Annotated in this window: 14 protein-coding genes; 7 read left to right on the top strand and 7 right to left on the bottom strand. The window is 57.2% G+C overall.

Annotation, left to right across the window (positions count from 1 at the left end; all coding sequences use genetic code 11):
• Positions 1–13: 13 nt before the first annotated feature.
• The 7 genes from Q1B16_RS19380 to Q1B16_RS19350 form a co-directional block, all read right to left on the bottom strand.
• On the bottom strand, positions 14–1,576 hold the full coding sequence (locus Q1B16_RS19380; RefSeq protein ID WP_299793002.1) for a sugar ABC transporter ATP-binding protein: 1,563 nt from the start codon (positions 1,574–1,576) through the stop codon (positions 14–16).
• A gap of 112 nt (positions 1,577–1,688) precedes the next feature.
• Positions 1,689–3,278 (bottom strand): GMC family oxidoreductase N-terminal domain-containing protein, encoded by a 1,590-nt coding sequence (locus Q1B16_RS19375; RefSeq protein WP_299792999.1) that lies wholly within the window; start codon positions 3,276–3,278, stop codon positions 1,689–1,691.
• Positions 3,279–3,282: 4 nt separating this feature from the next.
• Positions 3,283–4,269 carry an ABC transporter permease gene (locus tag Q1B16_RS19370; RefSeq protein ID WP_299792996.1) on the bottom strand — a complete coding sequence of 329 codons (987 nt, stop codon included), beginning with the start codon at positions 4,267–4,269 and terminating at the stop codon, positions 3,283–3,285.
• A 1-nt stretch (position 4,270) separates the two neighbouring features.
• Entirely contained in the window at positions 4,271–5,143 is an 873-nt protein-coding gene (locus tag Q1B16_RS19365) for an ABC transporter permease (protein ID WP_299793171.1), read from the bottom strand.
• A gap of 83 nt (positions 5,144–5,226) precedes the next feature.
• Positions 5,227–6,732 carry a sugar ABC transporter ATP-binding protein gene (locus Q1B16_RS19360; protein WP_299792994.1) on the bottom strand — a complete coding sequence of 502 codons (1,506 nt, stop codon included), beginning with the start codon at positions 6,730–6,732 and terminating at the stop codon, positions 5,227–5,229.
• Positions 6,733–6,791: 59 nt separating this feature from the next.
• Entirely contained in the window at positions 6,792–7,847 is a 1,056-nt protein-coding gene (locus Q1B16_RS19355; protein WP_299792991.1) for an ABC transporter substrate-binding protein, read from the bottom strand.
• Positions 7,848–7,979: 132 nt separating this feature from the next.
• On the bottom strand, positions 7,980–8,654 hold the full coding sequence (locus Q1B16_RS19350; protein ID WP_299792989.1) for a GntR family transcriptional regulator: 675 nt from the start codon (positions 8,652–8,654) through the stop codon (positions 7,980–7,982).
• Positions 8,655–8,760: 106 nt separating this feature from the next.
• On the opposite strand from Q1B16_RS19350, the gene Q1B16_RS19345 reads away from it, so the two are divergent.
• The 7 genes from Q1B16_RS19345 (at position 8,761) to Q1B16_RS19315 (ending at position 15,632) form a co-directional block, all read left to right on the top strand.
• Positions 8,761–9,630 (top strand): SMP-30/gluconolactonase/LRE family protein, encoded by an 870-nt coding sequence (locus Q1B16_RS19345; RefSeq protein ID WP_299792986.1) that lies wholly within the window; start codon positions 8,761–8,763, stop codon positions 9,628–9,630.
• Between the two features lie 24 nt (positions 9,631–9,654).
• On the top strand, positions 9,655–10,689 hold the full coding sequence (locus Q1B16_RS19340; protein WP_299792983.1) for a sugar ABC transporter substrate-binding protein: 1,035 nt from the start codon (positions 9,655–9,657) through the stop codon (positions 10,687–10,689).
• Between the two features lie 86 nt (positions 10,690–10,775).
• Complete coding sequence (locus Q1B16_RS19335) at positions 10,776–12,299, top strand: sugar ABC transporter ATP-binding protein (RefSeq protein WP_299792980.1); 1,524 nt, start codon at positions 10,776–10,778, stop codon at positions 12,297–12,299.
• Positions 12,296–13,297, top strand: a complete 1,002-nt coding sequence (locus Q1B16_RS19330; protein ID WP_299792976.1) for an ABC transporter permease — start codon at positions 12,296–12,298, stop codon at positions 13,295–13,297. The genes Q1B16_RS19335 and Q1B16_RS19330 overlap by 4 nt, the downstream gene beginning before the upstream one ends.
• Position 13,298: 1 nt before the next feature.
• Positions 13,299–14,087, top strand: a complete 789-nt coding sequence (locus Q1B16_RS19325; protein ID WP_299792973.1) for an SDR family oxidoreductase — start codon at positions 13,299–13,301, stop codon at positions 14,085–14,087.
• Between the two features lie 26 nt (positions 14,088–14,113).
• Positions 14,114–14,608: a lactoylglutathione lyase family protein gene (locus Q1B16_RS19320; RefSeq protein ID WP_299792970.1), complete on the top strand. Its 495-nt coding sequence runs from the start codon at positions 14,114–14,116 to the stop codon at positions 14,606–14,608.
• Complete coding sequence (locus Q1B16_RS19315) at positions 14,601–15,632, top strand: C-terminal binding protein (RefSeq protein WP_299792967.1); 1,032 nt, start codon at positions 14,601–14,603, stop codon at positions 15,630–15,632. Before Q1B16_RS19320 ends, Q1B16_RS19315 begins: the two co-directional genes overlap by 8 nt.
• Positions 15,633–15,640: the final 8 nt, after the last annotated feature.

The following is a 15,640-nucleotide window of genomic DNA, read 5'->3' as shown; positions in this document are numbered from 1 at the left end:
GCAGTCATCGTTCCTACGCAATTCCTGATTGATTGGTATGACAGGGTCTTGTGGTCGGGCGCACGGTCCCGGCGGCCATCTGAAGGAGTGTGTCTTCTGTTGCCTCGGCGGCATCCAGATCGCCCATCAGCCGGCCTTCGTGGACGACGAGGATACGTGTGCAAAGCGAGACCATCTCCGGAAAATCGGATGACACGACAAGGATGGCCATGCCTTCGGCAGCGCAACGCAGCAGTTCGGTGTGAATCTGGAATTTTGCGCCGACGTCGACACCCTTTGTCGGCTCCTCGACAATCAGCAGGGCAGGGGCCCGCTTGAGCCATTTAGCGAGCATGATCTTCTGCTGGTTGCCGCCTGACAGATCCCCGACGTTCTCAGATACGCCGTTGGTCTTGACGCTGAAGGCCTCTACCGCCGTCTGGGCTGCCCGTTTAATTGATTTTGCTCGCATCAGACCTGCGGTCGAATGCTCTGACAGACTGGCTGCGATCAGGTTGTCGCTCAGCGACTGTTCCAGAAAAAGCCCCTCGGTCTTGCGCTCTTCGGGGACGAAACCGACCCCTGCCCGCATCGCCCGGCGCAAAGACGCAAAGGTCACGTTGGCACCGTGAAATAGAATCTTTCCGCTGGTGACGCGCCCGAGACCAACAATGGATCGGACGATTTCGCTTCGGCGCGCGCCCATCAGACCGGCCATTCCGACAATCTCTCCGGCATCCACCGTGAAAGAGATGTCTTCGAAGTCACCGGGGTTCGTCAGGTTGCTGACGCGCAGGACTTCTTTGCCGCCAACATAGCCCGCACGGCTCACATCTCCTGGGTGGGCGGCACCGATCATTTCGGCAACGACTTGTTCCTTGGATGTCTCCGAGGCCGCCATTGTGCTGATGCAACGTCCGTCTCGAAGAACTGTAATGCGGTCTGCAATGCGAAAGATCTCGGCCATATGGTGGCTGACGTAAACGATCCCGATGCCCTTGCGCGTCAAAGCCCGCAGAATTTCGAAAAGCGCGTCGACTTCGTCCGGTGCCAAGGCGGATGTCGGCTCATCCAACAAGAGCACGCGAGAGTTGAGTGAGAGCGCCTTTGCAATTTCAACAATCTGGCGGGAACTGATCGGCAGCCTGTCGACCGGACGGGACACGTCGATGTCGAGGCCAAACTCTGCAAGTAGAGCCGTGGCGCGGCGGCGCAGCTCGGGCCAGTCGACAACCCCGAACCGGGTTGGTGCGCGCCCCGCATATATGTTCTCCGCGACATTGAGCGCGCCAGCAAGGCTGAGTTCCTGAAAAACACATCCAATGCCCAGCGATTGAGCCCGCGATGTGCTCTCAATCCGGGTTTCGTTCCCGTTGCACAGAATTCGCCCTGTTGACGGCTGATGCAGGCCGTAGAGCAAGCCAAGACAGGTGGATTTTCCTGCGCCGTTTTCACCGCAAAGTGCATGTATCTCGCCGGGGCGGACATCGAAGTCGATGCCATTCAAGACGGTATTGTGTCCAAAGCTTTTTCCCACGCCGTCCAATTGAAGAAGCGGTTCTTTCTCTGCGTTTCGCTTTGTCATTGCTGAAAACATGCCGACCTCCCCCCACTGGAAGATACGTTGACATCTGATATGTCAGATGTCAACGGGTGAATCGTTCGGGACTGGATCGCATTCCATCAGACTGTCGTTTCGGGGATAATCGTCACAGGAACTGGCAAGCATATCTCGCGGTTGCGTAAACTGACATGCATGTGTTGCCCGAGACAGGGCCGGGGAAGACAGATGCGTCTACGACTTTCAGACGATCCACCCCGATGACGGAAAACCGTTCGTCGACGACGGCCCTGTGATCATCCCTTCTTCCAATTCGGCAAGTTCCCATGGGGTGATAAACCGTCTTTGTGAACTTCTCGATGTGTGCGACGAAGTCTTCATCGCTCTGACAAGCAGCGCCTGGCAGTGCCTCGTTGCGGATCATGGTTCTGAGCGGCGCTTGTTCGAATATCTGTCGCAGTTTGCGCAAGGCCGAGATCATCGTTTTCCGATCGTTTTCCGCGGTCAGAAATCCCGTCCTGATTAACGGAAGCTGCGCCGGATCAGATGATCTAAGGCTGATCTCGCCCCGAGATTCAGGACGCAGCAAGCAAGCATTGAGCGTCAGACCATGCGATTCCTTGATGTCTGTCGCATCCTTGTCGAGATAGATACCGGGCACGGAAAATATCTGGATATCAGGCCTGTCCTGATTGTTCGTGGATCTGAAGAAGCCGCCCGCCTCGACACCATTCGATGCTGCGGGGCCCGTCTTGAATGCAAGATACTGCAAGCCGGCCAGCCAGCTTCGGGGTCCACGATCCAGTCCGTAGTATCCCAAGGGATCATGTGTGTAGGCCGCAATCGGCGCCTCACAATGGTCGATCAAATTACGGCCGACATTGGCGTTGTCGTAGAGCACGTCGATCCCGTGCTTTGCCAGAGTCCTTGCGCATCCGATTCCGGAAAGCATCAGGAGTTTTGGCGAACTGATCGCGCCGGAACACACGATCACGTCGCGCGTGCATGACAGCGTTGTTGTGCCGTCTTGCGTCCGAGCGACGACACCGGTCGCCGTGCCGCCTTCGAATACCACCCTTTCCACGAGTGTGTCCGGCATTATCGTCAACAAATGATGGTATTTTATCGGGCGAATGAACGCGTCAACAGCGCTCCATCTGCGCGTGTCCCTGGTATTGAGCTGATAAAAGCCAACGCCCTCGGGTCGGCCTGAATTGAAGTCCGGATTGTAGGGCAGGCCTGCGCCTTGCGCAGACGCGACGAAAGCGTGCGAAAGACTATCAAGTTTGGTCGGGTTGGACACATATAAAGGCCCGGAGACACCGTGGGTGTCACCTCCGAATGTATTGTTTGCCTCAAGATCGTGGAAAATCTGCCAGAACGTTTCGCCATTCAGACCGTTGATGCCTGTCAGTTTACCCCATTCGTCATAGTCCTCTTTCTGTCCCCTTATATGCACCATCGCATTGACCGATGAACCGCCGCCCAGCACCTTGGCGTTTTGCATACGTGGGCCGCGGTGGCCGAGCTGCGGTTCGTCTTCGGCCCGATAGTCCCAGTAGTGCTTGTTTTGAGTGTAGAACTTCAGGAAACCAGCGGGGACACGGAACAACAGACCCTTGTCGGTGGGCCCTGCTTCGATCAGCAGAACCTTTCTGGATTTCTGGACGACAAGATGGTTGGCCAGAAGACAGCCGGCAGGCCCGCCACCGACAATGATATGGTCATATTGGGCCATAATCTCAGGTTTTCCTATTGCTGACGCTCGCCACGACAGACGCCGCGAAAATGATCATGCCTTGCACGATCAATTTTGCCGGTTCGCCAAATTTCAGGGCGGTCATGATGTTGAAGACATAGGCAAGGGCGTAGGCCGCCAGGATCGCGCCGATGATGCTCTTTTGCCCTTTTCCAAAGGTGATACCACCGAGAATGACACCGGCGATCGAGGTCATGACGATATCCGTGCCAATCTTGACGGACCCCATGCCAATGTACCCGGCAAGAAGAACGCCGCCGAGGCCTGCGAAACCAGCAGATAAGACGTGCGTCGTGAACAGGGTTTTGGCAACCGGAATCCCGGAAAGCGCAGCAGCGTTGGTATTGGAGCCGATGACACGTACGAAACGACCGTAGACGCTGCGGCGCAGATAGACTTCCAGTGCCAGTGTGGCCGTCAGCCAGATGATTGCTGCGATCGGGACAATTCCAATTTTCCCGACGCCCAACCACTTGATGAAATCTCCAGCCGACCCTGGTGGACGGCCACTGCTGAGGAGCAGTACGAAACCCATCAATACAGACCCCATGGCCAAAGTAACCACCACCGATGAAGAGCGAAGAACAGCCACGAAGAAGCCGTTTATCGCACCGATAACCATTGCCACCAAAACCGGGAGTACCAGCACCAGTCCGTCAGGCAGGCCGTGCAAAACCGAACTGGTGACAAGGTAGTTCATCAGAATGAACACTCCGCCCACTGAAAGGTCTATGGAATTGGCGCGCATGACCAATAGCTGCGCGCAGATCACCAATCCCACTGGCGCCGCCTGGCGAAGGATCACCATCTGAAACGGCAATTTGGTCAGGACCGGAACAAGTGCCAGCGAGACCACCACGAGACAAACGATCACGAAGATCGACGGGGGCAGTTTCAGTAGTGCAGTTCCGAGTCTGGCCAGCGAGCTTTGTCGTTCTGCCGTTGCGGGTGTCGTCATTGTGTTGGCCATGTCAGATCCCAATCGTTTTCCGGCGGGTGAAGCCGACTGCGATGAGCAACAACAGGCCTGCTACAATGGCCTGAAGAAACGGGGACACGTTCAACAGGTTCATTCCGTTGCTGAGGAATGCCAGAAGCATGCACCCCAGCAATGTTCCCCTGGCACCGCCCAGCCCGCCTGTGAATTGCGTGCCGCCCAGGGCAACAGCCGTGATCGAGGCAAGTGTAAAAGGCAAACCGATCAGCGCGTCCCCGGACGAAATACGCGTCGCAAGAAAGAGCCCGGCAAGGGCGGCGAAAGCTGAACAGGCGATATAGGACAACACGGTGACACGCACGACATTGATCCCCGCCAGACGCGCGTTTTCAGCGGACCCGCCTATGGCATAAATATAGAGTCCCAGCTTGGTCCGACCCAGCAAACCGAGCGCGAGCAGAAGCGCGAGGATGCACCACAGCAATTCGATCGGAATGCCCGCGATGTCGCGTCCGGCGGTGCCGGCCAGCCACCCGGGAACGTCGCCGCCCGGTGTCGGTCGGAGGATCAGCGCGATTCCGGTGATCACGGTGCTTGTGGACAACGTTGTGATGATCGGGTGAATGCCCAGCAAGGCTATTGTCAGCCCGTTGATTGAGCCGACAACAGTGACAGCGACCATGATCAGCAAGACAGCCAATGCCGGTTCAACGGGTGCGGTCACTATGGCCGCAGCAAGCCCGATCATAGCCCCCACCGATACATCGAGCCCGCCCGTGAGGACGACGATCATCTGCCCCAATGCGACAAGCAACAACGGTGTCATCTGAACGATCAGGTTCTGCGCGTTCTCTGCCGACAAGAACTGTTCGGTCGACACTGTCAGTCCGACGGCGACAACAATCACAATCAGCAAAGCCAGATTCTGTCCGCCCTTGCGAGAGCTTGTAGATATCCCAAGGTTGCCTGGGATCGAATCGAACGGGTTTGTCACGCCAAAACCTCCTCTCGCGTTTCGCCTGTGATTGCGGCGTGCAATATGCTGGATTCCGTTGCGGATTCCGCGCTCATCTCTGCGACAATCGCACCTGCACGCACCACGAGAATGCGGTCGCACAGTCCGATCAATTCGTTCATTTCACGCGATAGAACGACGATGGATTTTCCTTGAGAGACGAGCTCTCGGAGCAGAGCATAGATTTCCGCCTTGGCGCCGATGTCGACGCCACGGGTCGGTTCTTCGATCAGAAAGACATGGGCACCCGAAGCGAGCCACCGGCCCAGCATGACCTTCTGCTGGTTGCCGCCAGACAGTGTACCGACGATCTGTTGGTCACTGGTCGCGGAAACATTCATACCGGCCATCATTTCCCGCACGATTTTTCGCGTGTTCTCGACGAACCCCCAAAACCCGCGGTTTTGATGGCGGCCAATGGCGATGTTCTCGTCTATGGGAAGCGATAGGTAGAGTCCTTCTTTCTTGCGGTCCTCCGGCACAAACGCGACCCCCGAAGCCACCTGCGATCCCACCCCGGCGTTCAGGTCATGGGTCCGGTCCAAACCGTCGTGATGGCTGATCATCGTGCCCGCCAAAGCCGGTTCTGCGCCAGCAAGAGCACGTACGATTCCTCGCTGGCCCTGTCCTTCTAGTCCCGCGATACCCAGGATCTCTCCTTGTTGCGCGGTAAAGGACACGGGTTCTGTTTGATCTTTGCAGAGCAGGCCTTCGACCGACAATGCGGGGCGGTCCGTCGCTGTATTTCTGGGCGGAAACCAGTCCCCCATTTCACGGCCGACCATCAATGTAACCAATTGATCTACCGTCAGCTCGGATGCGGGACGGGTTGCCACGTGCTGACCGTCCTTGAGAACGGTGATGGTATCACAGAGGTCAAAAATCTCATCCAGTCGGTGCGAGACATAGAAAATACTCTTGCCGCTGTCCTGAAGCTCCCGGATCAGGCGCTTTAGCTTGGTGACATCTTCGTCTCCAAGGGCCGCTGTCGGCTCATCAAATATGAAGACTTTCGCACTGGCCGAAATGCCGCGCGCGATTTCGACCATCTGTTGTTCGGCGACTGACAGCGTCGAGATGAGGCGGTCAGGAGCAATATCCAACCCGACATGATTCAGCACCGCGCGTGTGCGGTCGCGCATTTCGGACAGGCCAAGGCCCAGTTTGGCAGAGCGTTCCTGGCCGAGGAAAATGGATTCGGTGATTGTTAGATTCTCGATCAGAGAGAATTCCTGAAAGACAGTGGATATGCCACCCACCAAAGCATCGCGCGGGGTTTTGAAGTCGACGGTTTCGCCATCAAGTATAATCCGCCCAGTATTGGGGCGCATGACGCCGCCGATCAGCTTCATCAGCGTTGATTTTCCAGCACCGTTTTCGCCGGTCAACGCGTGAACCGACCCTGAACTGCAACCCAGGGAAACGTCACGCAATACAGTAACTTGTCCGTAGCTTTTTGACAGATTCTCTACTTCGATCACGTTCTGTCCTCCCAAACGAATAGCTGGCGCCCGATGTCGGACGCCAGCGGATCTATGGATCAGTTCTGGCCATAGATTTCCTGCAGCTTCTCCTCAGGAAGCGACGACGGGAACCAGAGGTTTTCATTCAGATCTTCGCGCAGATAGTCTTCACGCTGGTCCTGCAGAATCGGGTCGGGCTGCCCGACATAGCGATGCATCATCTCTTCACCTTCCAACAGCGCCATGGCCGCGCGAACAGCCGCTGCACCTTGTTCTGGCGGGAAGACGGCTGCCATCGACTTGGCTCCGGAGGCCTTCCAGACCTTGAAGAACCCGTTGTTGCCCTCGCCGGAAATCGGCGGGATCGGAAGGCCCAGCTCGACGAACACATCCATGCAGGCGTGCGTCATTGCTGCACCAGACGACCAGATACCATCAGGATTCGGATCGCTGAGCGCAAGGCTTTCACAGACCTGTTTGCCCTTGTCATAGGCCCAATCACCGTGCTGTTCGGAGGATATCGTGATGTCGGTCCCTTCCAGCGCCGTGAGCAGTCCTTCGTAACGGAAAAGGTCTTCGGAGACGCCGGCCTGACCCCGCAGTACCCAGATATTGCCTTCGCCGCCCAGTTCATCGACGAGGAAATCGCCCATGACCTTGCCAAAGTGATGGGGGTCGCCCTGAATATCCACGGTGTAATTGTCTGTATCCACGGCTGTCGAGTGCACGACAACGGGAATACCCGCCGCTGCGGCCTTGTCGATGATCGGGGAAACGGCGTTGAGCGATACCGGGGCGATGACGATGGCGTCGACCCCTTGTGCGATCATGTCTTCGATATCGGCGATCTGCTTTGCCGGATTCGAATCCGCGTTCGAGAAAATGAAATCGCCAACGTTTTCATTTTGAGACGCGGCATAGCGGGCTTCTTCGGCCATCTGGATCATCCAGGTGTTGCCAAACCCCCAGATGCTGAATCCGATCTTCCACGGTCCATCTTTTTGATAGGTGCCCGCCTCGATAACGCGGTTGTCTCCCTCGCGCGGCACCATTCCATCCATCAGAAATACGTCTGCCAATGCAGACGACGCCAGCATCGTAAATGCGGCAGTTGTCATTAAGAACTTCTTCATAGCTACCTCCTGTTGCCAAAGACAAACTGCAATCTGATATTTCAGATGTCAACAATAGAAAGCAACGTCCGTCAAAATGGAATGCAACCAGGGGCGCACCCCTGCACGAAGAACGCCCCGCCGTTGGTCTTCCTAAGAGGAGCCAATCCCTTCCTCCAGAATGATGGCAGCGCTTTCGTAGGCTTGCCGCGTGCGGTCGATGTGTTGCGACAGCAAATCCCGAATAACGCTCATGTCGCCCTTGCGTACCGCCTTGGCCAAGCCGACATGCTCCTCATAGGAAAGTTCAGTGTGCTGTGGCAGTTTCGCAAGATGCGTACGCAAGGCCGCGATCTTCCCGACATAGCGCGTGTAGCTGGATGTCAGATAGTCGTTCCCGGCATGAAAGAAGATCAGGTGATGAAACTCGGTATCCAGTTCCAGGTAGCGCCGTTCGTTTCCGGCCTGACGGGCTGACTTCATTTCGCTCACCACGCGCGCCATGTCATCAGCCAGCGCATTGGGGCTGCGTTTGAGTGCAAGCTCGAAAGCGGCCGTCTCTATCGCCTGCCGGAAATCACAAATTTGGGCGACCTCCGATTCGGAAAGCGAGAAGACGCGAGCGCCTTTTTGGGGTTCGATGCTTACAAGCCCCTCGTCCCTCAACTGAGCCAGCGCTTCGCGTACGGGTGATTTCGAAACCCCCAGCTCCTCCGAGATGCTGCGTTCCGAGAGGGTCTGCCCCATCTTCAGATTGCCGCTGACGATGCTCTTGCGCAGATGCTCCAGCGCCAGTTCGCGAAGCGACTTCGGTCTTTCGAGAGCCATCGGAAACGCCTCCAAAATTTGTATTGCATTACATTAGATATCTGATACACCAGACAATGCAACCTGGTATATCAGATATCAACGTGTCCTGGGGAGGATGATACACATGACCGCAAAGCGCGTCGTCGATTGCCGCAATGAGCACGGAGAGGGGATTTTCTGGAATCCCGCAGACGGGCTTGTCTGGTGGACCGACATCGAAGGGCGCGCGCTTTGGTCTTACGACCCAGCCAGCGGGAACAGTGTAAAAACTACCATGAAGGACCGTGTCTGCTGCTTCGCGCCGCGCCGCAAGGGTGGGCTGATCGTGGCCTATGCCGACCGGGTGGTCTTGCTCGATCCGGCGACCGGTGATGAAGAGCTGATCCACAGGTTTGAGCCCGACAACTGGGAAACGCGCCTCAATGACGGGCGCACAGACCGGGCGGGGCGGTTTGTACTGGGGGGAATGAACGAAGTCTCCGGAACTGCCAATTCCTCGGTCATTTCCATCGCACCCGACCTGTCAGTTCGTACCCTGATAGAGGGCGTCTCTTGCGCCAACTCCACCTGTTTCTCGCCCGACGGTACGACGATGTTTTTCGCCGACACGCCAGACCGCGAGATCGTGGCCTACGACTACGATACAGAAACCGGCGCGGTCTCGAACCGCCGTGTTCATGCCAGTTTTGCAGACGAGCCCGGCTTGCCCGATGGGTCATGCGTCGATGCCGAAGGCGGGGTCTGGAACGCCGAATGGGAAGGGCGTCGCGTCGTGCGTGTAGCCCCGGACGGAACGATCGACTGCGTGATCGATGTGCCAGTCTGGAAGCCCACCTGCTGCGCCTTTGGCGGCCCGGATCTCGACACTCTCTACATCACAACGTCCCGCCTGATGAGCAGTGACGACGTGCTTGCAAACGAACCGGATAGCGGCGGTCTCTTCGCCGTCAAACCCGGCATTCGCGGCGTGATCGATGCGCCATTCAACGGATAGCCATCAGACCTCAGGAGGAGAACAATGCTGAAATCCGTAATCAAGACCACCTTGGCCGTCAGCTTCGCCGCATTGGCGACCGCTGCAATCGCTCAGGATTATCCGACCCCGGTGCCGCTGCAGGAGGGCGCTCAGGCCCCCATCGACGCGATCAAGCCGGTAAACGAGACTTTCCGCATCGCCTACATGCCGCCGGCGACCGAATTCAATTACTACATCGCCATCGGCGAAGGCATCAAGGCCGTAGCCGCCGAGGAAGGCGTCGAGGTCTTCATGCTAGCCCCGCAATCAGGCGCCGACATCAACGGGCAAATGGGCATGATCCAGGACGTTCTGACCCAGGACGTGGACGCGATCATCTTTGGTACACATGATGAATTCGCCGCGGCGCCGCTTCTCAAGCAGGCGGTCGACAAGGGCCTTGCTGTTGTCATGATCAACTCGGACATCCCAAATTTCCCGACCCCGATTCATGGTGTGGTCGGATATTCGCAGCGCAACGGCACCCATAATCTCGCTGATTGGGCGATCGAAAACTATGGTGACAAACCTTTGAAGGTTGGGATCATTGAAGGCCAGCCGGGCTATCATTCGACCGAACGGGTCGGCGGCTTCCTTGACGGGATCGAGGGGAACGAGAACTTCGATGTCGTCGTGTCCATCGACGGGAAATGGAACGTCGAGGGCGGCAACACGGCGGGGATGGATATCCTGCAGTCGCATCCTGATCTCGACATGATTTTTGCCGCCAATGACTACATGATCATCGGCGCTTCCTTTGCCGCCAAGGCGCTCGGTCGGTCCGATATCGTGCTGCTGGGCAATGATGGCGATACCTCTGGACTGGAAGAAATCGCCGCGGGAAACATCACGGCCACCGTCAACACCTCGCCCTTCCTAATGGGCAAGGCTGCGATGCACGCAACCCTTGATGCGCTGAACGGCACTTATCCCGGCGGCTGGGTCGAAACGCCAACCTCGATCGAGGATCAGGCTGGCGCGGTCAAAGTGCTGCAAGAGCCCGAGAAGCTCTTCCCACAACCATCCAAAGAATACTGAGGCTCCTCCCGGTCTCCGGCAGCGCACTTGCGCGCTGTCGGGGACATATTTCACCCGCAATGCACGCAACGGCCGAGGCAACTGTGATGACATCCGCAACTCCCATTTGGGAATTTTCCAATATCACCAAGGCTTATCCGGGTGTGCTAGCGAACGATCAGGTTTGTATCAAGCTCATGCCCGGGTCAATCCATGGGTTGTTGGGCGAAAACGGATGCGGAAAGTCCACGATGATCAAGACGCTCTCGGGTGTGCAACAACCCGACAGCGGACAGATCCTGTATAACGGCACGCCGATTACGATCAGTGACCCTCAGGCTGCACGGGATCTGGGCATCGCGACGGTGTTTCAGGAGTTTTCCATCGTGCCGACCCTGTCGGTAGCAGAAAATATTTTTCTAGGGAACATGCCAAGGTCGCGCTTTGGCGTGATCGACTGGGGCAAAATGCACAGGGACGCAGCCCGCGTGCTGACAGAAATGGACGTCAATATCTCGCCTGATGCTATCACCGGCACGCTGTCAGTGGGCGAGCAGCAGTTGGTCGAGATTGCCAAGTCCATCGCGATGAACGCAAGTATGATCATCCTAGATGAGCCAACGGCAGCCCTCGGAGAGGACGAAATTGAGCGTCTCCACCAGCTTTTGCGCAATATGCGCAGCCGCGGCACCGCCATTCTCTATGTGTCCCACCGCCTTGATGAGGTCGAGCGGATCGTCGACGAAGTGACAATCCTGCGCGGAGGGCGTGTTGTGCGCGCAAGCGGAGAAACGAAGATCAACGTCACGGAAATCGTCAATGCGATGGTCGGAGAAGACATCGGCGAGCACTATCCTAAGGAGCAAAACGCTACCGATGAGGTTGTGCTGGAGGCGGAGGGCCTGGCCACCGACGCCGGAGTAAGGGATGTTGCCTTCACGCTGTGCCGCGGTGAGGTACTGGGTCTTGGTGGCGTGCTCGGGAGTGGGCGGACCGAGATCGCCCGCGCGCTCTTCGGGACCGATGAACTGCGTGCAGGCCAGGTGACGCTGCATGGCAAGCCCGTTCGCTTTCGCCGCGAGATCGACGCGATCCGCGCTGGCCTCGCGCTGGTTCCTGAAAACCGCAAGTTTGACGGCCTGTTCTTCAATTTCCGGGCCAGCGGTAATATCACCGCTGCTGCGCTGGGGAGCCTAAGCCGCTTTGGTGTCCTGCGCCTGAAAGACGAAGAGCGGGCAACAAAAGAGCTTGTTCGAGACTTGGAAATCTCAGTTCAGGCCGAACAAAAAACCGTCAATTTCCTGTCCGGGGGCAATCAGCAAAAGATCGTCATCGCGCGTTGGCTGTACACAGACTCGGATATCTTGATCCTCGACGAGCCGACACAGGGTATCGACATCGGTGCCAAGATCGCGGTTTACGAACTGATCAACCGGCTGACCCGCGCCGGTAAATCCATCATCCTGATCAGTTCCGACCATGACGAGCTGCTCGCAATGAGCGACCGGATCGCTGTGGTTCAGCATGGAACGATCACGCGCATTGTCGCGGCGTCCGAAGTAACCCACGGCGATCTCGTTCGCGCCTCGGCAAATGGTCCGCATTCCATTGCACAGGAGGCTTTTGCATGAAGCGGATTTTTGACACCCAGCTGATAGGGCCCTTTGCCGCCATGGTGATTGTCGCCCTGATCGTCGCCCTGACCACAGAGCGCTTTCTTAATCCCGGCAACCTTTCGAATCTTTTCCTGCAAGTCAGCATTGTGGCGTTAATCGCTATCGGCTCGACCATCGTCATATTTGCAGCCGGAATTGATCTAAGCTCCGGGTCCATGGTGGCGCTGTTGACCATGATCCTGGCACAGATGCTGAAATTCCTGGGCATACCGCTGGTGTTGGCGGTGCCGCTCATCTTGTTGGTGGGCGGTCTTCTGGGCCTTTTCATAGGCCTGATCACGGCCTACGGGCGCATTCCCTCGTTCATCACCACGCTCGCGGCGCTGATCGCCTTTCGAGGTCTTGCGCTGACCTTCAACAACGGCTCGCCGATCTTTTCGCTCGATCCTGCGCTCGAGCCGATTTTCTACGGCAAGGTGATCGGTATTCCTATGCCGTTTTTCTACCTTTTGTTCTTCTACGCCCTTGCCGCTTTCACGATGAACTTCACGAAACTCGGCCGCGAAATATACGCTGTCGGAGGCAACCCTTCCGCCGCCGTTCTGACCGGCATCAACGTCCGCAAAGTGCAGACTACAACCTTCGTCATTGCCGGCTTCATGACCGCCGTGGGCGCGATTCTGATGTCTGCGCGCCTGAATTCCGGCTCGCCCAACTATGGGCAAACGCTGGAATTGCAGGCCATCGCGGCGGCGGTTGTCGGAGGTGCCAGCCTTGCAGGAGGGCGCGGGAACATCCTTGCGACCCTGATGGGCGCAATGACCATCGTAATCGTTCAAAATGGTCTGAACCTGAATGCCGCGCCGTCCTCGGTACAGAATATCGTGCTGGGCCTGATCATCCTGATGGCCGTGGGAATCGACATGTGGCGCGCGGAAGTCTCGACACTGATGCGCAACATGTTCGGCCGGTCTTCGGCCAAGTCTTCAACCAAAATAAAGAAGGAGGCCTGACATGGATCTGGGTCTTAAAGACAAGCTGGTCCTGGTAACCGGGTCTGGGTCGGGCATCGGCAAAGCCACCGCTCGTGTATATCTCCTGGAGGGCGCGCGCGTGATCGTGCATGGCCTGACGGATGCGGAAGTCGCGGCTTGCGTTGACGACCTGACCCCCTTTGGAAACGTCAAAGGCATCGCTGCCGACCTTACCAAAACTTCTGATGCAACGGCCCTGGCCGATTTCGCGCGGGCTCAGGGCGACGTCGATGTGCTGGTCAACAACGTCGGTATCTTTTCAGTCAAGCCGTTTGAAGATCTGACAGACGACGACTGGATTCACTATTTCAATATCAACGTCCTGTCCGCCGTCCGGATGAGTCGTATCTTTCTGCCTGCTATGCTGAAACGGGGCGAAGGCTCGATCATCAATATGGCCAGCGAAGCCGGGGTCAAACCGCTGCCCCAAATGGTGCACTACTCGGTGACCAAAACGGCCATGCTGGGCCTGACCCGCGGCATGGCAGAGCTGACCAAAGGCACCAAGGTACGGGTCAACTCGATTTTGCCTGGTCCCACCTGGACCGAGGGAGTCGAAGCCTATTTTGACGGCCTGGCAAACCAGAAGGGTGCGCCGCTCGACACCATCATCGACAACTACTTCAAGTCAGACGAACCGACGTCTCTCATTCAGCGTTTTGTCCAACCGGATGAAGTCGCCCGGATGATAGTCACAATCTCGGCCAGCACGGCGTCGAATGGCGCAGCGCACCGGATCGAAGGCGGCATTGTTCGCAACATTCTCTAACAAACGTACAAAGGACCAAACTACCCATGGCTGCTCTTACATTCTCTCATATCGGTATCACGGTTCCTGACCTGGAAAAGGCCGTGGAGTTCTATTCAAAAGCATTTGGCCTCTACGTTCTGATGGAGCCGACCGAAATCCACCACGACGAAAGCGCAATCGGCCAGATGTGTGATGATGTCTTTGGCGAGGGCTGGGGCAGTTTCCGTATTGCGCATCTGTCGATGGGCGACGGAGTCGGGATCGAACTGTTCGAATTTCCAAAAACCATCGACGAAGACCGCCCGTTTGAATACTGGCGTCGGGGCCTGTTCCACTTTTGTGTCCAGGACGAAGATCTCGAAGGCCGCGTCAAGATCATCGAAGAGCTAGGTGGCAGGCAGCGCATGCAACAGGTGCGCAAGTACTACCCCGGCGAAAAGCCTTATCGCATGGTCTATATGGAAGACCCGTTCGGCAACATTTTCGAGCTCTACAGCCACTCGTATGAACTGACATATTCGGCGGGTGCATATGATTGATTCAGCCAGCTTTGCGCCAAGAAAGGACAGACCCAAAGTTGTGATCACCGACTACGACTTTGGTGATGTAGCTATCGAGACGGAAATACTGGAGGCCGCAGGCGCGGAAGTGATCGCGCTTCAGGCCAAAAACCAGGCGGATCTGTTCGACATCGCGCCGCACTGCGCCGCGATGATGAATCAATATGCCCGCATCGGGAAAGAAACGATCACACGGATGCAGAGATGCGAGGTCATCGCCCGCTACGGCGTGGGCGTCGATATCGTCGATGTCGACGCTGCCACGGAACGCGGCATCCTGGTGACCAATGTGCAGGATTACTGCACCGAGGAAGTGGCAGATCACGCCATTTCGCTTTGGCTGACCTTGGCACGCAAGTTGCCGGATTACGACCGGGCGACGCATGACGGTATCTGGCGATGGCAGAGCGGCCAACCGGTCTACAGGCTGCGTGGCCGGACGATGGGGGTCGTGTCGTTCGGCAAGATCGGTCAGGCCATCGCGCTTCGGGCGCAAGCCTTTGGTGTGAAGGTCATCGCCTATGATCCGTTCCTACCCGCCAATATTGCGGCCTCCTTCGGTGCCGAACTGGTCTCCAAGGCCGATCTGTTGGCACGCTCGGACTACATCCTGATGCAAGCCCCAATGACCCCAGAGACCCGGCATTTCCTGTCAGACGCGGAATTCGCTGCCATTAAACCGGGCGCGATCCTCGTCAACACGGGGCGCGGTCCAACCGTGGACAACAAGGCCCTCTACCGCGCGCTGACAGAGGGACATTTGGCGGCGGCGGGCCTTGACGATCCGGAGGAAGAACCGGCCAAGCGCGCCAACTGGTCGCCCGCCGACAACCCGATCTTCACCCTTCCGAACGTGCTGATCACCCCGCACGCCGCCTATTACTCCGAAGAATCCATCCGTGCGGCGCGCGTCACGGCAGCCACACAGGTGGCCAAGGTCCTGACCGGCCAAGCGCCTGATTACACCGTCAATGCCAAGGCATTGGCCAAAGCGACGACATAACAGGAGAT

Source organism: uncultured Marivita sp. (assembly GCF_947488135.1).
GTDB lineage: Bacteria > Pseudomonadota > Alphaproteobacteria > Rhodobacterales > Rhodobacteraceae > Marivita.
The sequence above is the reverse complement of the archived record's forward strand: the minus strand, read 5'-3'. Positions and strand labels throughout refer to the sequence as shown.